The sequence below is a fragment of the Haladaptatus sp. AB643 genome, from assembly GCF_024136975.1.
Classification (GTDB): Archaea; Halobacteriota; Halobacteria; order Halobacteriales; family Haladaptataceae; genus Haladaptatus.
The window spans coordinates 84167-106067 of sequence record NZ_JAMYJW010000012.1 but is presented as its reverse complement, the minus strand read 5'-3'; the positions used below and the strand labels follow the sequence as shown (position 1 = coordinate 106067).

General features: G+C 58.3%; 19 protein-coding genes. 10 read left to right on the top strand and 9 right to left on the bottom strand.

All coding sequences use genetic code 11. The features are described from left to right. Nucleotides 1-96: 96 nt before the first annotated feature. Nucleotides 97-1227 (top strand): ABC transporter ATP-binding protein, encoded by a 1131-nt coding sequence (locus tag NKF25_RS19975; protein ID WP_253228395.1) that lies wholly within the window; start codon nt 97-99, stop codon nt 1225-1227. 12 nt (nt 1228-1239) lie between these two features. Here NKF25_RS19975 and NKF25_RS19970 read toward each other — a convergent pair whose 3' ends face one another. Then, nucleotides 1240-3297, bottom strand: coding sequence for a glucan 1,4-alpha-glucosidase (locus NKF25_RS19970; RefSeq protein ID WP_253228394.1), 2058 nt, complete (start codon nt 3295-3297; stop codon nt 1240-1242). A 105-nt stretch (nt 3298-3402) separates the two neighbouring features. Between NKF25_RS19970 and NKF25_RS19965 the strand changes: the two genes are divergently transcribed. Beyond that, nucleotides 3403-5496: an alpha-amylase family glycosyl hydrolase gene (locus NKF25_RS19965; RefSeq protein WP_253228393.1), complete on the top strand. Its 2094-nt coding sequence runs from the start codon at nt 3403-3405 to the stop codon at nt 5494-5496. Nucleotides 5497-5522: 26 nt separating this feature from the next. Next, nucleotides 5523-6581, top strand: a complete 1059-nt coding sequence (locus NKF25_RS19960; protein ID WP_253228456.1) for a TrmB family transcriptional regulator sugar-binding domain-containing protein — start codon at nt 5523-5525, stop codon at nt 6579-6581. A 20-nt stretch (nt 6582-6601) separates the two neighbouring features. Here NKF25_RS19960 and NKF25_RS19955 read toward each other — a convergent pair whose 3' ends face one another. Then, the gene (locus NKF25_RS19955; RefSeq protein ID WP_253228392.1) at nt 6602-6973 is read right to left on the bottom strand and encodes a DUF4112 domain-containing protein; all 372 of its coding nucleotides are present in this window, start codon (nt 6971-6973) and stop codon (nt 6602-6604) included. Nucleotides 6974-7046: 73 nt separating this feature from the next. Further along, nucleotides 7047-7262, bottom strand: a complete 216-nt coding sequence (locus NKF25_RS19950) for a hypothetical protein (RefSeq protein ID WP_253228391.1) — start codon at nt 7260-7262, stop codon at nt 7047-7049. 183 nt (nt 7263-7445) lie between these two features. Between NKF25_RS19950 and NKF25_RS19945 the strand changes: the two genes are divergently transcribed. The 4 genes from NKF25_RS19945 (at nt 7446) to NKF25_RS19930 (ending at nt 11648) form a co-directional block, all read left to right on the top strand. Next, a complete protein-coding gene (locus tag NKF25_RS19945; RefSeq protein WP_253228390.1) occupies nt 7446-8174 on the top strand; it encodes an FAD-binding oxidoreductase in 729 nt (242 codons plus the stop codon). Nucleotides 8175-8247: 73 nt separating this feature from the next. Then, complete coding sequence (locus tag NKF25_RS19940; protein WP_253228389.1) at nt 8248-8970, top strand: ThuA domain-containing protein; 723 nt, start codon at nt 8248-8250, stop codon at nt 8968-8970. A gap of 122 nt (nt 8971-9092) precedes the next feature. Next, on the top strand, nt 9093-10688 hold the full coding sequence (locus NKF25_RS19935) for a response regulator (RefSeq protein WP_253228388.1): 1596 nt from the start codon (nt 9093-9095) through the stop codon (nt 10686-10688). A gap of 312 nt (nt 10689-11000) precedes the next feature. Next, nucleotides 11001-11648, top strand: coding sequence for a hypothetical protein (locus NKF25_RS19930; protein ID WP_253228387.1), 648 nt, complete (start codon nt 11001-11003; stop codon nt 11646-11648). Between the two features lie 1343 nt (nt 11649-12991). On the opposite strand, the gene NKF25_RS19925 is transcribed toward NKF25_RS19930, so the two are convergent. Next, on the bottom strand, nt 12992-13159 hold the full coding sequence (locus NKF25_RS19925; protein WP_253228386.1) for a hypothetical protein: 168 nt from the start codon (nt 13157-13159) through the stop codon (nt 12992-12994). A 168-nt stretch (nt 13160-13327) separates the two neighbouring features. Here NKF25_RS19925 and NKF25_RS19920 point away from each other — a divergent pair, with 168 nt between their 5' ends. Then, on the top strand, nt 13328-14569 hold the full coding sequence (locus NKF25_RS19920) for an orc1/cdc6 family replication initiation protein (RefSeq protein ID WP_253228385.1): 1242 nt from the start codon (nt 13328-13330) through the stop codon (nt 14567-14569). 396 nt (nt 14570-14965) lie between these two features. Here the strand turns inward: NKF25_RS19920 and NKF25_RS19915 are convergent, their stop codons facing one another. The 4 genes from NKF25_RS19915 to NKF25_RS19900 all read right to left on the bottom strand — a co-directional run bounded on the left by NKF25_RS19915 (nt 14966) and on the right by NKF25_RS19900 (nt 18302). Beyond that, the gene (locus NKF25_RS19915) at nt 14966-15967 is read right to left on the bottom strand and encodes a trypsin-like peptidase domain-containing protein (RefSeq protein WP_253228384.1); all 1002 of its coding nucleotides are present in this window, start codon (nt 15965-15967) and stop codon (nt 14966-14968) included. 274 nt (nt 15968-16241) lie between these two features. Continuing rightward, nucleotides 16242-16562 (bottom strand): hypothetical protein, encoded by a 321-nt coding sequence (locus tag NKF25_RS19910; RefSeq protein ID WP_253228383.1) that lies wholly within the window; start codon nt 16560-16562, stop codon nt 16242-16244. Between the two features lie 61 nt (nt 16563-16623). Continuing rightward, entirely contained in the window at nt 16624-16899 is a 276-nt protein-coding gene (locus NKF25_RS19905) for a winged helix-turn-helix domain-containing protein (RefSeq protein ID WP_253228382.1), read from the bottom strand. 74 nt (nt 16900-16973) lie between these two features. Next, complete coding sequence (locus tag NKF25_RS19900; protein WP_253228381.1) at nt 16974-18302, bottom strand: ferritin-like domain-containing protein; 1329 nt, start codon at nt 18300-18302, stop codon at nt 16974-16976. A 185-nt stretch (nt 18303-18487) separates the two neighbouring features. Between NKF25_RS19900 and NKF25_RS19895 the strand changes: the two genes are divergently transcribed. Beyond that, nucleotides 18488-19495, top strand: coding sequence for a succinylglutamate desuccinylase/aspartoacylase family protein (locus tag NKF25_RS19895; RefSeq protein ID WP_253228380.1), 1008 nt, complete (start codon nt 18488-18490; stop codon nt 19493-19495). Between the two features lie 178 nt (nt 19496-19673). On the opposite strand, the gene NKF25_RS19890 is transcribed toward NKF25_RS19895, so the two are convergent. Further along, the gene (locus NKF25_RS19890) at nt 19674-20291 is read right to left on the bottom strand and encodes a TetR/AcrR family transcriptional regulator (protein WP_253228379.1); all 618 of its coding nucleotides are present in this window, start codon (nt 20289-20291) and stop codon (nt 19674-19676) included. A 174-nt stretch (nt 20292-20465) separates the two neighbouring features. On the opposite strand from NKF25_RS19890, the gene NKF25_RS19885 reads away from it, so the two are divergent. Then, entirely contained in the window at nt 20466-21896 is a 1431-nt protein-coding gene (locus tag NKF25_RS19885) for a cytochrome P450 (protein WP_342766341.1), read from the top strand. Nucleotides 21897-21901: the final 5 nt, after the last annotated feature.

Below are 21901 nucleotides of genomic sequence, written 5' to 3'. Positions count from 1 at the left end.
GGTCGAATATCGGCCTTGAAAAGTGGTATGAAATATCCCATCACAGATTTGGCTCGATGGGAAAGAACTTTACCGTGGTACGACACCACACGAGTAATGGCAAGCCTTCGACTGGAGACGCTCAGAAAGGAGTTCGACCGCGGCCAAATCGTCGCCGTGGACGGTCTCGACCTCGATATCGAGGACGGCGAGTTCGTCACGCTCGTCGGTCCGTCCGGGTGTGGGAAGACCACGACACTCCGCATGATAGCCGGGTTGGAAAGCGCCACCGACGGTCACATCTACATCGGCGACGAGGACGTGACCGACGTTCACGCCAAGAACCGCGACGTGGCGATGGTGTTCCAGAACTACGCGCTCTACCCCCACAAGACCGTCGAGCAGAACATGGGATTCGGGCTCCGGATGAGTACCGACCTCTCGAAGGACGAGCGCCACGAGAAGGTGTACGAAGCCGCCGAGATGATGGGTATCGAGGACCTGCTCGGGGACAAACCCGACGAGTTATCCGGCGGGCAGAAACAGCGCGTCGCGCTCGGCCGCGCCATCGTCCGCGAACCCGACATCTTCCTCTTCGACGAACCACTGTCGAATTTGGACGCGAAACTCAGGACCACGATGCGAACCGAAATCCAGCGCATCCAGCAGGAACTCGGGATCACGTCGGTGTATGTCACCCACGACCAGGAGGAGGCGATGACGATGGGCGACCGCATCGTTATCCTTCGTGACGGCGAACTCCAGCAGATGGGCGCGCCGACGAACGTGTACGAACAACCCGTAAACAGCTTCGTCGGCGGTTTCATCGGGTCGCCGAGCATGAACTTCATCGACGTTCGCGCGCGGCGCGACGGCGACGCCGTCGTCCTCGAAGACGACCACGGTGCGTTTTCGTGCCGTCTCGCCCCGTCCTTCGCCGACCGAATCGAGAACACGGATGCGGCGTTTACCATCGGTATCCGACCGGAGGACATCTTCCCGGCGGCGGAGTCCGACCGGAACGCCCTCTCGGCCACCGTCGAAGTGGTCGAACCCATCGGCAGCGACAACTACCTCTATCTCGATCTCGCACCCGACTTCATCGCGCGCGTCGATTCCGACATCGAACCCGCCCCCGGCGAGACGATTCGAATCACGTTCGACGAGGACGACCTGCACGTCTTCGACGGCGAAACCGGTGACGTCGTCGGTGAGGGAGAAACGGTGGCCGAAAAAGCGTCGGTCTGAAATCGATTCGATTCAGTCGTCGGCCGCTCGTTTTGCCGGTCCCAGTTCCCCCCGTTCGTCCAGCGACGCGACCGTCGCCAGTCGAATCGCGTGGGGCCACCCGAGCGGCGTCGCGCTGTCGGCCTCGCCCACGTCGAAGTACTGTTCCGGGAGGTAACCGGTTTCGGCACAGAGCGAACCGCCCGGCAGGAGCAACGAAAGGAGGTCGCGCGAGCGGCGGTCGAACTCGTCGGCGCGGCGGTCGTCACGCTCGGCGAGCAGGTCCGCGAGTTCGTTCGCGGCGTTGGCTCCCCACGCCGTCGAAACCGTCCAGATTTTGGGCGTCGTCTGCTCGCGCACGCGCCAATCGTCGCCGTCGAAACGCGCGAGGCCGCGAATCTCGCTCTCCTCCGGGTCGCGCCAGAGACCGTCGAGGACGGCTTCGGTGTGGGAGACGAGTCGGTCCACCTGCTCGGAGTCGAGGTCGACGACCGATGCGGCCGCGCGGTGTGCGGCCGCGAGCGCAAGCGCGCTCGAATCGCGGCGCTCGTCGCGGTCGTCCTCGACGAGTCGAAGCGCGTAGAACTCGCCCGTCCAGAGGCGGTCGAGTCCGGCGAGTACCGCTTTCGTTCCCTCCAGCGCTCGGTCCCGAACGTCGTCCGAGACGGGCGCGCGGGCGAGTTCCGCGTAGGCTTCGAGGTACGTCGCGGCGGTGTGGGCGAAGCGCCCGGTCATGTTCTCCCACGCGTTCTGGCAGTGGATCGGCAGGCCATCCGCTTCGAGGGTGTCGTCCAATCCGTCGAGCGCGGCACGAAGGGTTCCCTCGATTTCGGTTTCGAGTTCCGCATCGAGGTCGGACGTTCGGAGATAGGTGGCGAGGAAAGCTATCACGCTTCCTGTCTGGTCCGCCTGATAGTCCGCGCCGTCACCGGCCTCGACGCGGGCGTTCGCCCATCCCGGGGCGATGGTCCCGTCGCGGGGCCAGACGCGGTGGGGCCACGTCCCGTCAGGGCGTTGGGTTTTACAATACAACCGGGCGCTTTTCTCGTGCCAATCGGCCAGCGAGAGGTCGAAGTGGTCGTCGGCCGTGAGCAAGAAGCGGGAAATCTCCGCGTCGTCGCGGAACCACGTGTAGCCGTAGCCACCCGAGTACTGGTAGAACGGGTCGAAATCCGGCCCGGCGATTCGCGCCCCCGTCTCCGCCGACAGAAACGAGAGCACCCGGAGGTCGTCGGTGATGGCGTCCGTCGTCGGCGCGTCGAGCGTCGTATCGAGAGGGTTCCGGGACGTCTCGTCGGTGGCGAGGGCCCGAATTCGGGCGGGAGAATCGTACTCGGAGGCGAGTTCCCGAACTCGCCGGAGAGCATCCTCACGGGGGAGTTCACGGTGGTCGGCGAGCAGGGAAACGAACGTCGTCGCACCATCGAGCGGGAGGGAGACGACGAGTTCGCCGCTGAGGCGACTCTCCTCGTAGCGGCCGGTGTCGGCGATACCGGGTACCGCGTTGGGTTTCTCGGAGAGTAGCGCGTCGAAATCCGCCGGAACGAGACCGTCTATTTCGGTCGGTTCGGCGGACATTCCGAGGTAATCGTGTTCCTCGGTGTGGTACACCTCGACCACGTCGCCGTGGCGGAGTTGCCCGATTCTGTCGTCCCGGCCGTCCGGTGCGAACCCGAAGTAAGCCACGAGTTCGGCGGGGGCGGCGTCGTTTTCGTCGGCATCGTCGACCGCGAAGTGGGTGAAGTGGAAATCGCCGAACGTCAGATCGTACTGCGTGATAGACCAGTCCGCGGTCCCGTGCTCGGTGACGACGAGGGCGCTCCCCTCGTGATAGCGTTGCGTCGAATCGACGGCGTCGAACCACACGATGTCGGCGTTTCCGTCCCTCCGAACCCCGAATCGTGAGCGGTCGAGTCCGTAGCGGCCGGAGAGCGGGTAGGAGTAGTCGCGGAGCGACCCATGCGGGCCGACGTGGACGAGTCGAGCGTCGAAACCGGAGAACCGGCCCGCCGTCGTCCGGCGCTCACCGGGGAAGCGGGTCGCGTTCCCGCGGTGGCGTTTGAAATCGGAAAGTGCGTCGCGGAGCGTCATCAGGTAGCACCACGAGTCGGGGTGGTAAAAGACTTGGTGAAATAATCCTTCACAGATTCTTATCGGAACGCAAGATAGTTATAACTCCCCTGTGGCGTGAAACACATGCACACAGCAGATCCCCCGCGATTCACGACGGTCGGAGCGACGGTCGAACTCGCGCCGCACGACCCGAATCCGGACGGAGAGTACGAGTGGCACCTCGAAACACGCCCGGACGGCAGTTCAGCGGTCGTGGACGACGCGCCGGTCATCCACTTCGCGCCGGACGTCCCGGGCGTCTACCGACTCCGACTCTCCACGCCCGACGGCGACCACGAACGAACCGTCCGCGCGTTCCCCGACGAGCGCCGACCCGTGCGCTTCGAACTGCCGCTGTCGGACCTGCCGATTCCCCACGAGGAACTGGAGTCCGTCTGCATCGCTGGGCCGTTCAACGAGCATCTCGTCGGCCGCGACCGGCCGACGTACGAAAACGGGGCGTACGTGTACGAGACGGAACTTCCGCCGGGCGAGCACCCCTACGGATTCCTGCTGAACGACGACCTGACCGAGCAGGTGCAGGGGACGCTCACCGTCCCCGGACCGGGACGGCCACGGATTCACCTCGATGCCACGTTGGAAACGGATTCGGTCGTCGTCACAGCGACGACCGAATCCGCACCCGACAGCGAATTCGCGGACGACGAGTTGACGGTGGAACTTTACGAAAACGGTTCGCGGGCCGTAACCGACGGCCCGCGAACCGTCCGAATTCCCCGCGACGACATCGGGGACGGACTCAGGATTCACGCCGTCGCAGTCGGCGAACGCCACAGCGTCGCCGACTGCGTGGAGATTGGCGGGAAAAGTGAACTCGGACTGTCCGAGCGAAGTGGGTCCGAGCGAAGCGAGGTGCCACGGAGCGAGGGAGTGGGAATTCACAGGCCCAACGACCCGCCGGAGTGGGCCGAATCCGCCACGGTGTACGAGATTTTCGTCCGGTCGTTCGGGGATGAGACGGTCGATACCACGTTCGAGGAGTTGGAGCGGCGGCTTCCGTATCTCGAATGGCTCGGCGTGGACTGCGTCTGGCTCACCCCGATTTTGGGAAGCCCGACGGACCACGGCTACCACACGACGAACTACTTCGAGACGGCCGAGGACCTCGGCACGCGCGCGGAGTTCGAATCCTTCGTGTCGGCCTGCCACGACGCCGGAATTCGGGTCGTCTTCGACCTCGTCATCAACCACTCCTCGCGGGACCACCCGGCGTTCCAGATGAGCGCCGCCGGGGTTCCTGAGTACCGCGATTGGTACATCTGGGAGGAAGATGAGGAGACCGGGGAACCGAAGGCACAACGCTACTTCAACTGGGACCGAATCCCGAACTACAACTTCGATTCGCTCGCTGTCCGGCGATTCCTGCTCGACGTGGTGGACGAGTGGGCGGGACTCGTTGATGGGTTCCGATGCGACGTAGCGTGGGGCGTCCCACACGAGTTTTGGAAGGAAGTCGCCGCGCGCGTGCCCGACGATTTTCTACTGCTGGACGAGACGATCCCGCGTGACCCGGCCTACCACGAGGGCGAATTCACGATGCACTACGACACGACGCTGTACGGAACCCTGCGCGAAATCGGAAACGGTGAAAGACCCGCATCCGCCGTGTTCGACGCGCTCGCCGACGCGGAGCGTGCTGGCTTCCCCGAAAGCGCCGTTCACCTCCGGTACGTCGAAAACCACGACGAATCGCGGTATCTCGACGATTGCGACCGCGACGCGCTGAAAGCCGCGGCCGCCGCGACGTTCACGCTTCCCGGCGCCCCGATGATCTACTACGGGCAGGAGCGCGGCATGACCGAGTACCGCGGGACGATGCGCTGGGACGACGGCGACGACGAGTTGACCGCGTTCCACCGGTCGCTGGTCGAAGCCCGCAACGAACATCCCGTTCTCAAGGACGGGACGGTCGAGGGAATCGAATGGGAGAGTGACTCCTCGTCGGTCGTTGCGTTCGTCCGTGATGATGGTGATTCGCGGATCATCGTAGCAGTGAACTTCTCTGAAGGGCGCGAGACGATTCGAATCGGCGAGCGCGTCGAGGACGTGGACCTCGTGTCCGGGGAACGGGTTCCCACCGCGGCGGAAAGCGATTCGAAAATCGAACTGTCGGTTTCGGACGTCGTCGTCGTTCGGACCACCGAGGAAAGTAAATAGGTACCCGAGAAATCATGAGTCAGGAAATGGACGACACCACGCTCGAAAACCTCCTCCGCCAGTTCGGTCTCTCCGAAAAGGAAGTCGATACCTATCTCGCGATTCTCGAACAAGGCGAGGCAAAAGCCAGCACCATCGCCGACGACGCCGGTGTCTCGAAACGCTACGTCTACAGCACCAGCGAGAAGTTGGCCGACAGGGGATTCGTGGAGGTGAACGACCACGTCGTCCCGACCATGATCCGCGCGAACCCGCCCGAACGAGTCATCGGGACGCTCTCCGACCGGGTGGAAACGATGCGACCCGCGCTGGACGAACGCTACTCCGCGACGACGAGCGAACCGGACCAGTTCGAGGTCATCAAATCCCGCGTCACGGTCATCAAGCGGATCCAGAACCGCCTCGCCGAGGCGAACGAGGAAGTCACCCTCTCGATACCGTACGAACATCTCACCGAAGTCGCCGACGAACTCGCGGATGCGGTGGAACGCGGCGTCCTCGTCCTGCTCGTCCTCAGCGGGATTCATCGTGACGACATCGATGGGTCGGAGTTCGCCGGACTCGCAAGCACCGTCCGCGTCTGGCGCGAACCGATGCCGACGACGCTCACGGTGGACAAGCAGTTCGGTCTCGTCGCTCCGACCGAGATGATCGTTCGGTCGAACAGCGAGAAGCAGGCGATCACCTTCGCACAGGAGCAACTCGTCCCCGTCCTCGTCGGGTCATTCCTCGGCAACTACTGGCCGATGGCGAACGAAGTGTACGCGGCCGAACCAGTGGAACTTCCGAAGACGTTCGACGACTTCCGCTCGGCGGTGCTCCAAGCGACGCTCCACCTCCGCGAGAACGACGCCATTGTCGCCCGGGTTCGGGGGCGACCGGTCGGCGGTGATAGCGAAGTGGTAACCATCGAAGGTCTCCTCATCGACGTTCGGCAGGGGCTGCTCGAACCCGCATCGAACGCGTTCCCGGTCGAAGCGGCGCTCGTCATCGAAACCGACGAGGGCGAGATAAGCGTCGGCGGTTCGGGGTCGTTCGTCGAGGATTTCGAAGCCGAAGCGGTGACGCTCGAACCCGCGGAGTAGACAGAATCAGAAAAGTGGGATCAGTGGTTCGAGACGTGTTTTTCGAGCAGTTCCCGGTTCTTGCGGTTCGCCTTCCACGTCGCGTCGAACACCGACCCGAGGACGGGAACCGCGCCACCGAACGTGTCGATGGCGACGTTGACGAGCATGCGAGCGAGAACGTGACGGGGAACTTCCAGCCGATACCCTTCGAGGGCGATGTAAAGCGAGATGATCGCCGATGCGGCGTCGCCGCCGACCGGGAGGAGGCCGAGAATCGGGTCGATACCGACCCGGAAGTTCGTGCCGGGAACGCGGAACGCCTCGTCGAGGAGGTCGCTCACCGTTCGGACCCGCTCGATCGATTTTCGCTTGTAGCGGGGTAGATTTTCGGGGAGGTCGGCGTGTTTCATGGGAGTATATCCAGGTACTCGGGCGGGTTATGCGTTCCGGCAGTCCGTCGAAACTCGTAGAATAGGGATACTGTCAGGCCGAGTCGGCGAACCGCTGCCAGTCTCGTCGTTCGATCCACGTCTTCAGCGACGTGAGTTCGATATCCGGGAAGAACCACCGATACAACTGGTTGTGGCGGAGGATACGGTGGGACTGTTGTTGACCGGTACCGATGGTACCTTTCCGGCGTATGGCGAAAGTCGGAACGAAGCCGTCAGCACGTGGGCGAAGGAGGAATTCGAACTGCACCGGGAGCGTTCGACTCCGCTTACCGCTGCGGATATTCTCGCCGATGGACCGCGTCAGCGCTAGATTCGGAGTGGTGTTCCGGCGGAATGGTGGAAGGTGCAGGGTGGAAAGTGTAGGATGGAAGGTGCAGGGTGGAAGATGCAGGCAGTTCGTTTACGGACAGTCGTGCCGTCCTCCTCTGCCATGCGCGAAGTAGAAATCACGTCGATTCATCAGGTGACACCCGGAGTGAAGCAGTTCGAACTGGCCGACGACGAACCGTTCGATTACGAACCCGGGCAACACACACAGTTGCACTTCGATGCGAGCGAAGCAAGCGAGGTGGATACGTCGGGCGACGATGACGAAGTCGTTCGTCCATACACGCCCACGACGCTTCCGGGAACGGATCGCCTAGTTCTGGCGATAAAACGGTACGACGATGGAACCGCCTCCGTGTACATGCACGAACAAGACCCCGGGAACACCATTCGAATCGAGGAACCGGACGGAAACTTGTATCTTCGAAACCTCGATTCCGACGTTGCGTTCGTCTCGACGGGAACCGGAATCACGCCCATGATGGCGATGGTGAAACATTACCTCCGTGACGGCGACGGTCACGCGACGTTCCTCTACGGGGAGAAGACACAGGACGACGTGATGTACCGGGAGACGCTGGACCAACTGGAAGCTGAAAACGAAAACCTAACCGTGGCCTACTCGCTCTCCGACGAGGAGTGGGACGGCCGAACCGGACACGTCCAAGAACACGTCGAAAGCGTCGTCCCCGATCCCGAATCGACCGACTTCTACTGCTGTGGCGTTCCCGGAATGGTCGTCGAGACGAAAGCGGAGTTGGAGGAAATCGGGGTTCCCGACGAGCGGATTTACAGCGAAGGGTGGGAAGAAGACGAGGTTTCGGACGAGTGAGGAAAAACGGATCGTCCCTGCGGCGATTGCGGGTTCCGAAACAGTGAATCGACCGACCCACGAGGAACCGTATATGAACAGCACGCGCGTCACGGTGTGGAACGAGTTTCGACACGAACGTGAAGACGAAGCGAGCAAGGAGTGTTATCCGGACGGCATTCACACCATCGTCGCGTCGGCGCTCGAAGAGCAGGGATTCGACGTCGGGACGGCGACGCTCGACGAACCTGAACACGGACTCACCGAGGAGGTACTCGCGGAGACGGACGTCCTCATGTGGTGGGGACATATCGCACACGACGAAGTCGCGGACGAAATCGTAGAGCGCGTACAGCAACGCGTTCTCGACGGGATGGGGCTCATCGTGCTCCATTCCGGCCACTTCTCAAAGATATTCAAGCAGTTGATGGGTACCACGTGTGACCTGAAGTGGCGGGAAGACGGTGAACGCGAACGCCTTTGGGTCGTCGACTCCGGGCACCCCATCGCCGACGGAATCGACGAACAGGTCATCGTCCCGAACGCCGAAATGTACGGCGAGCAGTTCGACATACCCGCCCCGGACGAACTCGTCTTCGTCAGTTGGTTCGAGGGTGGCGAAGTGTTCCGAAGTGGCTGTTGTTACCGCCGCGGATCGGGGCGTGTTTTCTACTTCCGACCGGGACACGAGACGTATCCGATCTACCGACAGCCGGAAATCCGAAAAATCCTGGGGAACGCCGTCGAATGGGCCGCCCCGGACGAGGCATCGCGACCGTCGTTCGGCAACGTTCCCGAGCCACCGGAAACCCACTGACATCGGTGGAAACTTCCACGAGAGGCTGATTGAGATGAACAGTCACTAAAATAGAACGAGATTTGATCCCTACGTGGAGGACAAAGTTATATATTGATCACATACGAGACCTGTATTGTAGAATGGAACGTCGCCCGATTCGGGTGCTACATGTCGAAGACAACGAGTTCTTCGGAAAGGTCGCGTCTGAAATCCTGACACAGGAAATAGCGGATGTGACCGTTCACACGGAAACCATCCCGTCGGACGCTCTCGCCCGTCTCGAACTGGAACAGTTCGACTGCGTCGTCAGTGACTACGAGATGCCGGAAATGAACGGGCTCGAACTGCTCGGCGCAGTGAAAGAGATCGTCCCGCAAATACCGTACATTCTCATGACGGGCGGCGGAAGCGAAAAGACAGCGAGCGAGGCCATTTCCGCCGGGGTTACCGACTATCTGAAGAAAGGAACCGGAAAACGGCAGTTCGTCGCCCTCGCAAACCGGATCGAGAACGCCGTCGCTCACCGACGGGCCGAACAAACGGTTCAGCGCCAGATGGCCATCAACGATCTCATCTGGGACGTCAGCCAATCACTCCTCGAAGCAACGACCCGTGAAGAAATCGAAGAAGCCGTCTGCAAACGACTCGCGGCGTCCGAATCATATCTCTTCGCATGGATGGGGAAAGTGGACGACGATGATCGAGTCGTCCCTCGGGTCCGCACCGGAGTCGAAACGGGACATCTAGATACGGTGCTTTCCGACGACGCGGATCGAGACGAGTTGGAACATGCCTCCCGTGCGTTGAAAACGGGAGCGATACAGGTGACACACGATATCGGTCCCGATTCGTCGTCCGAAGGGCGATGGAACGGACCGAACCGGGAGTACTACTCGAAGGCGACGATTCCAATCCAACACGAAGAAACCGTATACGGTGTTTTGAGCGTCTACTCCGATCATCCATACGCGTTTGACGAAACGGAACGACGTGTTCTCTCGAAGTTCGGGAACAGCGTGGCGTACGCCATCAACTCGGTTCGAACACGACAGGAGTTGCTCAGGCGGGAACAACGACTGCAGGTGTTCAATCGAATCCTCCGACACAACCTTCGAAACGACCTCAACGTCGTCCTCGGCCATGCGGACAACCTCAAGGAAGCGATTCCCGAAGCCACCGAGAGTGCCGAGATCATCAAGCGAAAAGCGAGCGACCTGATAGATGTCAGTGAGAAGGCCCGTGAAATCGGTCGAACGCTGGACAAGCGCAGTCAGAAGCGGATAGCCGTCGAAATCACTGCTTTGATCGAGCGGACGTGTTCGGACCTGCGGAAAACGTATCCGAACGTGGACCTCGCGACCGACCTTCCGGACACGGCGTGGGTCTGTGCGGACAAGACGCTCGATACGGTCATCACCGAAATCGTCGAGAACGCAATCAAGCATAACGATCAGAAGGTTCCTAGCGTGATGGTTTCGGTGAGGAGCGTCGAATCTGATCGGGAAAATTGGATCGAAATCGAAGTCACGGACAACGGACCGGGGATACCGATGGATGAACAGGCAGTGCTAAACGAAGGGCGGGAAACCGCTCTCCAGCACGGAAGCGGTCTGGGCCTGTGGTTGACAAACTGGATAGTCGGGAAGTTCGGTGGCGAACTCATCTTCGGAACCAATCATCCGCGGGGAAGCGTCGTGACGGTTCGCCTCCAACGAGCGGAGCCGCCAACCGAATAGTCGATTTGCCATTACAGACCGAGTAGTCGATTCACCGGTCGTCGGGTGGCGAGTCAGTTTTCTTTTGTTCTGATTTGTTTTTAACCAGTGTCAGAACCATCCAACAATAAGTATATGGTGATGAGGCAAAATGATAGAGATGAAATGAGTACCGAGCTTTCAGGTGTTATCGACCGCTTCCGACAGCCGGAATACACCGGCGAAAACCGCTGTACGCCGTGTACAATCGTCAACGTCGTAATCGCCGTCGTCGCTAGTACGATTCTGACATTTGCGGCGATGCCTATCGGAATCGCATTTTTTGTGTTCAGTATGGCAACGATTTACGTTCGTGGGTATCTCGTACCTGGAACCCCGTGGTTTACGAAAACGTACTTCCCCGACTGGTTGCTCAAGAAATTCGACAAACACGAAATGCAGACCGTCCAGACGGCATCACCGGAACCGACGGACCGCGAACCGGAAAACGTTCTCGTCGATGCGAGCGTCGTTCAACCCTGTGAGGAAATCGACGACCTCTGTCTCGACGATGAGTTCCGTCAGATGTGGCACGACAACATGGAACGAGTCATGAAGGACGGCGCGGAAAAGAGCGACTTGAGTCGAATCCTCGGCGCGGATGAAGAGGAGTTGGAGTTCGAGGAACACGATGCCGCCTTCATCGCCCGAATGGACGGTCGGCGACTCGGCCAGTGGGAGTCCCACGCCGCACTCGTCGCCGACCTCGCGGCCGCTCGCGAGTTGAGTGATCGCTATGACGATTGGGATAAACTCTCGGTCGATAACCAGAGTCGAATCCTGAGCGGTCTCCGCATCTTCCTCGACACGTGCCCCGAGTGTGGTGGCGACATCACCGCGGAACAGGAAACAGTCGAATCCTGCTGTCGCTCGATGGAAGTCGTCGCCGCCACCTGCCAAGGATGTGATGCCCGTATCCTCGAAGTCGAACAGAATCAGTAGAGAATATTGACTAGTTATAGTTTGGCCGGATTGTTCGGTTACAGTTCGACCGGCCAGTACGCGTATCGGTCGATGAGAATGCAGAAAGGATGCGGTAAGGATGCAAGGAGGATGCAGGACGAATGCAGGAAGAATGCAGAGAGGATGTCGATCGATACGAGTGCCGGTCGATCATCGTAACACCACTGTTTCCGTTGTTCTATAGCGATGGACAAAAGAACTCCCAAGCTTTGCACCAGGGGGTATGGATCGAAGGAGACGGCCCATGTATGCTTAATCACTGTTGTGAGCAGTTGAGAGCTCGTGATAACTGAACGAATTCAGGTCGAGTTCTATCGAGAGAGTCACTGCTGAATGTCGGATCGCATGGCCACCGAATTTCGAGTAGTATATAAACAACCCCGTGATTTCCGTTGTTCCCGGCGATAACCGTCCGTCATAATCGACCCCATCGTTTCCGTTGTTATTTGCGACGTTATGACCCCGGTTTGTCGTGAATCGACCCGGTATTGAAGTCAGATCGGTACAAATCGGGTCGACATATTTCGTTCGGGAATCAAGCATGAATCATCATTAATAAAGGTGGGTAGAAAAAGAAGTCGAGTCTCGGGAGGGGGAAGTCGAGAGCGAACGGACGAGACACCACGGAAATCGCTTCCTGGGCAATTCATCGCTTCCATGGATTCTAGCATGAGCTCGTTTTCATCGGTGGGTTCGACGGGAACACAGAGACCCCATGATTTCCGTTGTTCGGTGTGTGAGACGCAAAGCGGACGATAACGGAAGTCGAGATTATGGGGGAGGGGACACCCACCCCATCGTTTCCGCTGTTTTGACGGTGAGAGGGTAGGGGTGGGGTGAGGGGGGTAGCGGGGCAAGAGATGCCGTTTCGAACGGAATTGTGAGTGAACGAAAACAGCGGAAATCGGGGGGTTCCAAAATGGGAGGGTAAGCCGAATAGCGACTTCTAAACAACGTAGAAGCATGGCGAGGGGATATCAGAGGATAACACATAGATAAAATTCAGTCCTGCATGGTATAATTTTTCTCTGAAAAATAAACATTAAGTAGACGATTGGAAAGGATAGATATCGTCTGACAGCAACAAAAGGACGGCGATAGGAGAAAAATGAAAGCTAACCGAAAGCAGTTAACAACTAAAATATAGTTTAAATAAATCTATCAATTGCTTTTTGTTCCCTGTACGGTTATTGTTATGTGTCCTATGTTATAAAGCCATCGTTTTACCAAAGGCTCCGTCCACCCCGACCCACCTTCCCACTGGAAGACACCGGAAATAGTGGGGTGGGTGTGTGTTTATATACCCCTCCGCCATCCGTTTTCTAGGAACTAAACCCGAACACCTCATCTAAAGGCGGGTTATCGTCTCTATCCTTTGTTATCGAGAACGCCCTTCCCCGACCAACGCCACCAACTCCACCGTTTCCGCTGTTCTTCGATATCAACAATTCAGATTCTCCCTGACCATCTTTTCCGCCTTCGAGTTCCACTCCACTCCACGTCCATTTCTACTTCACTTGATCTTCCCTTACCGCACCAACGCGAAAAGCATCGGAAACGATGCACCCTTCGAACTAATTCTCGTACTTATACTCTTCGGAACAGAAGAAACAACGGACGGCCCAGTTTTATATACCTCTCCGTGAATACATCGTGTAATGACATCGTTCAGTTTCGACCGAGATAACTCCCTATATAAGAACCGGGATGCGCTCTTGGAGGAGTACACGCCGAACAACCTGGTCGGTCGGGACGACGAGTTGGAAGAGTATCACGCGGCGCTCCAACCGATAATCAACGGCGAAGCCCCGTCCAACATCTTCCTGTACGGAAAAAGCGGCGTCGGGAAGACCGCCGCGACCCGATTTCTACTCAATCAACTCCAGGAGGACGCCGCTCGATACGACGACATCTCCCTCTCCGTCGTAGAGATCAACTGCGACGGTCTCAATTCAAGTTATCAGGTGGCGGTTCGTCTCGTCAACACGCTCCGCGATCCTGCAGACCAGATCAGTAACACCGGATACCCGCAGGCACAAGTCTACAGTTTTCTTTGGGACGAACTCGACCATCTCAACGGCACTATCATCATCGTTCTCGACGAGGTCGACCATATCAACGACAACTCCATCCTCTACCAGATTCCCCGCGCACGGAGTAACGGTTACCTCGAACACGCCAAAATCGGTCTCATCGGTATCAGCAACGACCTTTCGTTCCGCGACTCCCTGTCGGCGAAGGTGCGATCCTCGCTCTGTGAGAAGGAAGTCTCGTTCCCGCCGTACGACGCGACCGAACTGCAGAAAGTGCTGCGCCAGCGCGATCAGGTCGCGTTTCACGAGAGTGCCCTCGCGGAGGACGTCATTCCACTCTGTGCGGCCTACGGAGCACAGGACGCCGGTGACGCGCGCCAGGCACTGGACTTGCTTCTCGAAGCCGGCGACCTCGCGCGGAAGGACGCCGCGGAGCAGGTCGTGGACCACCACGTCCAGGAAGCGCGACGGAAGCTCGAACGCGACCGGATCATGGAGGGCGTCGCGGACCTCACACAACATGCCCGTCTCATTCTGTACGCGCTCACGTCTCTCGAAGCGGAGGACAAATGCCCCGCACGCTCGCGTGACATCCGACCGCGATACGAACAACTCTGTAACCACATCGGTACCGAGGCGCTCACCAGCAGACGGATGCGTGACCATCTCGCCGATCTCGCCATGCTCGGCGTCATCTCCTCGATGGAGAAAAACGAGGGGATGTCCGGCGGAAAATACCGCAAACACGCGCTCAAGCAGGACCTTCACCTCGTCGTGAGCGCACTCGAAGAGACCATCGAACTCGCCGGTGTTCACGACAGTATTCGGCCGTACTATCAATCGCTGCTTGACGAACGCGAGAAATAATCGACAAACACCGTATTCGTTACACGAACCCTTTCCATCTTACTGACACCACTACGTCTAGTTCACGACTACTGCTACTACGTCAGGTTCACAACTACTGCTATTTCGTTCGATTCATGGATTCTACTACGTCCAATCTACGACTACCGCTATCACTCACTTTATTTCACTAACACCACTATTTCCGGTGTCGTTCCCCTAACTCGTTTGGTTTCACCTAGCTAACCCCATCATTTCCGTTGTTCTCGTCAGTTTAACCGATTCGAATTAGTCCGCAACTTCCGTTGTTTTCCCCCTCACGGCGCTATGTTCTGTTATTCTCCAGCCGACGCCACTGTTTCCGTTGTTTTTGATTTCTTTTTTCGTCGCTCCATCGTGAGCACTCGGTAGCGGCCGTCACTCCACCGTGATTCCGATACGACCGTTACCCCTCGCCTTCGGTCGTTCCCCGAGGACGACCTGTTCCGTCAATCTTCGACCGTCTCGAACCAGTTCGACTTCTATTTGCTCACCGGGTTGGGTTTCGATGAGCAAGTGTCGCATCAGTTCTTCGTGGGAACGAACCTCTTTTCCGTCGAGACCGACGATCACGTCCCCACCGACTGGAATCTCACGACCGCGAAGTGTCCGGGTGGCTTCACAGCCGATGAGGGCACCACTCGCCGGGCCGAGACGAACGTCGACGACGAGGATTCCACGTGGCTCCGAGAGCCCGTTCGCCTCCGCAACGATCGGCGAAACGTCCACCGTCGAGATCTTGAGAAACGGATGCCGGTAGGAACCGCTTTCGATGAGCGTCGGAACGATCCGCGAGACGATGGCCCCCGAGATGGCAAAGCCGATGCCGTCACCCTGTCGGGCACGGTTGACCCCGACGACTTCCCCATCCAGCGTCACGAGTGGGCCGCCGCTGTTCCCGGGATTGATCGCTGCGTCGGTCTGCACCGTATCGGGAATCGTGAACCCGTTGCCGGTGGGGAGCGAGCGGTTCGTCCCGCTGACGATACCCGTCGTGATGGTTCCGTCGAGCCCCATCGGATTCCCGAGTGCAGCGACTTCCTGTCCGGGTTTCGGCGCGTCCGCTGCGACCGAAAGCGGTTTCGCGTACGTCGGAAGGTCGGTGACGGCGACGACTGCGAGGTCGGTACCGCTATCCTGACCGACCACGTGGCCGGTGCGCCAGTCGCCGTCGCTGAACCGTAGTTCCACTTCGTCGGCACCACCCGTGACGTGGTGATTCGTTACGATGTGGCCGCCGGAGCCATCGTTATCGTAGACGAATCCGGATCCCGCGCCCATTCTCGACGGACGATTCGCGTCATTCGGCGTGACGTAGATCGACACGACCGACGGAATCGTTTTCTTATACAATCGTTCGTACGTCTTGTTGTCAGTCATACCCTCTGGTCATTCCCCATCTCGATTACCAAGCCACACCGATGCGACCACATCCGCGCCATCGCTGTCGATAGGGGCTAGGTAGTCGGATTCACGTTAGGTTAGTACCGAACACGGTTAAGTGTGTCACTTGCTGTCACTGTCTTCCCATTCCGTAGTCAAAAACCAGCTCTTGTTGTATGATAACACGAATCCTCCGGCTGAGGTCCCGATTACGAAAAATCGCCCGAACGGTCCGACCTAGTCTCCTTCTCGAATTCCTTCACCCGCTCTCTCAATCCAGCGTCACCCACGCCAGGAAGCCGATTGCGAGCATCTCCAACACGTGAAAGAGGAGCATCGCGTGCCACGCGATGGGCGGAACTGCCGTGCTGAACCAGATCGAGAGATCGGGATCTAACAGGTAATAGTACAGCGCCGACCCGTTCTCGCAGAACAGCAGGGATGCGAACACGAGCATTCCGAGCGTATGCTTGGACCGGAGTCGCATGTAGTTCCGGGCCCAGACGCCGCCGAGAACCGCGAGGAGTACCATGTTTACTGCGGTGGCAATTTGGGCTGCGGTGGCGAGTTGGGCGGCTGTTACCCAGCTCATCGGTACTCCTCCAGTGGGGAGATTTTGGAAACGTGTCGCTCGTGTGCAAGTGGGTTCATTATCAGTCGAGTTGGGTGATGATGTCTTCGACGGTGTCCCAGTGGTGGCGGGCCGCATCGGTCGGGAGGTACACCGCACCATAATCGTCGCCGCTCGCTTTCACCACGTTGTTGTCGGTGAGCACGTCCAGATGGTGACGGATGGTGTCGTAGTTGAGGTCCAAGTCCTCCGCGAGTTTGTTGGCGTTTCGCGGACGCTGGTCCAGCGAACGCAGGATGCGCGCGCGGTTGATACCGCCGCGCGTCCCGGCCAACACGTACCAGAGGACTGCCTCCATTGTACATTACATCCGAACCCGGCTACCTAAGGCCATCGACATGAGAGGAAATGGATGACGATACGGCGTCGATTTCAGTTGCTGACGATGAACTGACCGGCTATCTTCTTCACTTCCTTCATCGTCTTCGGTTCGTCCACCGCGTTCGGGAATGGCGACGTCATATTCAACTCGTTGAGGAACGACGCGTGTTCGGCCTCCACGCTGTGGATACCGATAGCGGCGGCGAACACGTCGTCGTTCTCGACAGTCGGCGCAGCGCCTTTGTACGCAGCGACGCCCGTGTTTTCGAGCGCCTTCGCCACGCCGAGGAATTCCGAAGCGTTCCCGTAGCCGAAGTCGTACTTCGCTTCCCCGACCGGCGTCCCACCGAGCTTTTTGACCGTCTTCGTGAGCGCATCGACGTGTGCGGCCTCGTGGTCGCTGATCTTGCTCAAGTACGCAGGTACCTTCATTCGCATGTGCTCGTCGAACTTCGAGAGCGCGTCGGCGTTCATCAGGTCGTCGTTGCTGAACTCCTTCAGCCCGTCGCGGTAGAACGCGTTTTCGAGGTGTTCGAGCGTCAACGCGTAGTTCAGCACGTCCACGTCGCTCGTCCCGTCGTCCTTCTTCCGATCCTGCTTCGGGCGCGAATCTCCCATCTCGTACTTGCCCGTATCGACGTCCGACGTGACGAAGTTCCCCGCGATTTTAAGCACTTCGTCCATCGATTTGGCCCCGTTCACCGCCTTCGGGAACGGTGACTCCTCGTTGAGGAGGTTCAGAAACGCCGCGTGACGAGCCTCCACGCTGTGGATACCTGCCGCTGCCGCGAGCACGTCGTTGTTGACGACCGACGGTGCGGCACCCGCGTAGGCCGCGACGCCCGTGTTTTCGAGTGCCTTCGCGACACCGAAGAAATCAGTCGGCGTGTCGCAACCGAAATCGTACTCCCCTTCCTCGACCGGCGTCCCACCGAGTTTCTTGACCGTCTGGGTGAGCGCATCGACGTGCGCTGCCTCGTCGTCCCTCACCGTCTTCAGATAGTCCGGAACATCCATCCGGACCCCGTCGCCGAACTTCGAGACTACCTTCGCGTTCATCAGTTCGTCGTCGCTGAACTTCTTCAGGCTGTCGCGGTAGAAGGCGTACTCCAAGTGTTCGAGCGTCAATGCGTAGTTGAGTATCGGAACGTCAGGGTTCGACATCTCCTCCTCGGTCGTCGTCTCCATGTCGGACGTGGTCGTGTCCATCGAGGTGGACATCGAAGTACTCATCGTCGAACTCGCACCGTCATCGCTACTCCCTGTACAACCGGCGAGGGCCAGCGTGCCGACTGCCGCAGTCGCTCCGAGGAACGTCCGGCGCGTGCGCCGCGTTCCCGTGTTGGACGAGTCGTCGGTGGCGTCGTTGTTCTGCTTCATGGCTTCTCCTGCATCGAGTCCGTAGGGGTCAAAAACGATTTTCCGAACTCCACCGGGAATGTTCCGAGGATGTTTCGGGACTGTTTCCCGACTCTCACCCAAATTCGGTTTCACCCGAATTCGGTTCTAGCAGTCATCCGGTTCCCCCGGAAACCTCCAATACGGAATCCGTCGTTTTATCCGCCATGGGGGAATCAACAGCGTTCGAGTTCGACGGAGGACGCGTCGAACCGGGTGAGGGCCAACAGTTCCGTTTTCCGACCAGCGAGACGTACCTCGGGGACCCTATCCGAATCCCCGTCACCATCATCAACGGCGAAAACCCCGGCCCGACGGTGTTCCTCGGGGCGGCGCTTCACGGCGACGAACTCAACGGCATCGAAGTCGTCCGCGAGGTAGCCCACGAGTGGAAACACTCGGACGTTCACGGTACCATCGTCTGCCTGCCCGTCCTCAACGTCCCCGGGTTTCTCGCCCAGGAGCGATATCTACCGGGCTACGAGCAGGATCTCAATCGGGCATTTCCGGGCGGCCCCGACGGGACCAACGACCGCCGTATTGCGCACGAAATCTATCGAAACTTCGTCGAACCGTGCGATTTCGGCATCGACTTTCACACGTCCACACGCGGACGAACCAACATGCTCCACGTCCGGGCCGACATGCTCGATCCGGACGTCGCGCGACTCGCCAACGCGTTCGGGACGAACCTCATCATCGCCGGTCGGGGCGCACCCGGGATGCTCCGCCGGGAGGCGACGGAACGCGGAACCCCGACCATCACCATCGAGATGGGGGAAGCCCACCGGTTCGAGCGTGACCTCATCGAACACGCTCTGGACGGCGTTCGGAGCGTATTCGCCGAATACGGCCTCTACCAGCAGGAACTCGTCCGTTGGCCGGGATGGCGAACCGTCGTTGAAACCGACGACGAGCGAACGTGGATTCGTTCGGACGAGGGCGGCCTCGTCGACATGCGACGCGAACGCGGCGAACTCGTGTACGAAGACGAAACCATCTGTTCGGTTAGCGACCCGTTCAAACGCGAGAGCGTCGAAGTCCTCGCTCCTTTCACTGGCCTTCTCGTCGGCGTCCTCGAAAATCCGGTCGTCTACCCCGGAAATCCGCTCTGTCATCTCGTCGAAGTCGAGGCGACGGTTCGGCGTTCCATCGAAATGTCGAGTCAGAATTGAACGTCTTCTATTCCCTCCTCTCCGAACTCGTGCATCTCAGCAAACCGCTGGGAGTGGGACTGGGCAGATGCAACGAATTACCGTCAGCGTCCATGAAAAAGTCGTCCGATGACTGACTCGGAAGTCCCTTTCCTTAGAACAGCGTACGATCGCGATTCACGGACCCGAATCAATTCGATTATCGCTGTTTTTCCCTCGTCAACCCTCTTGCTACTGTCGTAATCAACGTATCTCGTACAAACGAGTACTCGTCCGATCCGTATTTTTCGTACTCATCTCGATATCTGGACATCAGTTCTATGACCGACAACACTTCCATTACAACGCTCGGGTCCAACTCTTGGATCAATCCGTCGCTTCGACCTTTAAGACCCTCGATAATTGGACCCAACTGTTCAAGATACTTGTTCGTCATCTCGTTATGCATCTCCGCTTCGACGCTTTGGAACGGGTACTCGGAGAATGTCTGGTGGCCAGCTCGTAGGATTGGACGATTCTCGAACTCGTCTGCCCAGGTATGGATGAGACGTTCCAGGTCCGCTTCGGGATCATCCGTTTCGGTGAACTCCGATTCGATAGTATCGATAAGTGATTCATGTTCGCGAACTATCACCGTTAAAAATATCTTCGATTTAGAGTCAAAAAATTGATAGAATGTACTCTCACCGATTCCGACTGGTTCCGTAATGTCTTCTACTGTTGTCTTCTTGAACCCATGTCGAATTATGAGTTCTCGAGCGGTCTCCACGAGGTTTTCTCTGATCTCCTCCCGCTCCTCATCGCTGAAATTGTGCATGAACTCCATTGAAAATCGAGAATCATAAATTTATTGCTCATCATTCAAGAGCCTACGAGCGAAATCCATATACGCTCCTATGATGAGGAATAGGTATGGTTACACTCGAACGAACAATTTCCAAGAATGAAACGGAACCTCGCCGTGACACCCGCAGTCGAGTAAATCGAACGGATGATACCGATGAATAAGAATAAAATCACGGGAATACTAAACGAATGTCTTCCTGGTGGTTTGGAATCAATTTCGGACGCTTCGATTCCACCTCGGATAAACGAACCACCGCTCATCGGAAGTTCTTGGAAATTCATTCGACACCCCTTCGAGTTCGTTTCCGAGTGTCGAGTTCAAGGTGACGTCGTCAGATTTCGTCTCGCTGCGTCCGACTTTTATCTAGTCAGTCACCCGGACGCGATCGATCACATCCTGATTCGGAACAATCAAAACTACAGGAAAGGGGCGATGACCCAACTGTTGCGGGATATCGTCGGAAACGGGATCGTCACGAGCGAGGGGGACGTATGGCGTCGACAACGTCACATGGCTAACCCGGCGTTCGATCCGGAGCATATAACGAGTTATGCGGACACGATGACGGACTATACGGAGCGATTGACCTCCGAATGGAAAGGGGGAGAGACGATCAACATCCGGAAAGAGATGAGCCAGCTGATGCTTGAGATCATCTCTCAAACCTTGTTCAAAGCTGACATACGTGAAGATGATCGAGGGGAGCGAGTGGTCCGAGCACTGGACACTCTCTTTGTTAACTCGTGGGGTACCGTTACCGGAATTTTCGATCGAGTTCCCGAATGGGTCCCGCTCCCACCACGGCAGCGATACCATGCCGCGATCAGCGAACTTGACGCGGTCGTTTACTCGATCATTGCAGACCGTCGGCGAAGCGACGACAAAGGGGACGACGCGCTCTCGATGCTCCTCGCTGCCGAGGACGAGAAGGGTCGTAAAATGACCGACGAAGAGCTTCGAGATATGGTGATCGCCCTCTTGATTGCTGGATTCGGTACGACGGCGTTTGCAATGTCGGTGACCCTCTTTTTGGTTGGTCACCATCCTCTCGTGGAGAAGTTATTGGTCGAGGAACTCGATTCGGTGCTCGGTGACAAAACTCCAACGGACGACGACCTTGATGAACTCGAATACACGGAGCGAGTTATCAAAGAATCGATGCGTCTCTACCCTCCCGCACCCCGAGTGATCTCCCGGGAAGCTACCCAAGACGACGAAATCGACGGCTATCGGATTCCCGCTGGTTCCCAGATTCTCATCAGTCAATGGGCGACACATCGAGATTCTCGCTGGTATGAGGACCCGATCACGTTCGACCCTGACCGTTGGACGAAAGAACGCGAAGCGTCACGTCCTCCGATGGCGTACTACCCGTTCGCCGCTGGCCCGCGCCGGTGTCTCGGTGATCGATTCGCGATGCAGGAAACCAAACTCGTGCTTGCGACGATTCTGCAGCAGTATCATCTCGAAATTCATACCGAGAAACTGGATCACGATCCGGGAGCAACGACTGCACATTCCGATGCGCATCCGATCGAAGCGACGGTGCGTCGGCGGCGGAATGAAAACCAATAGCGGTA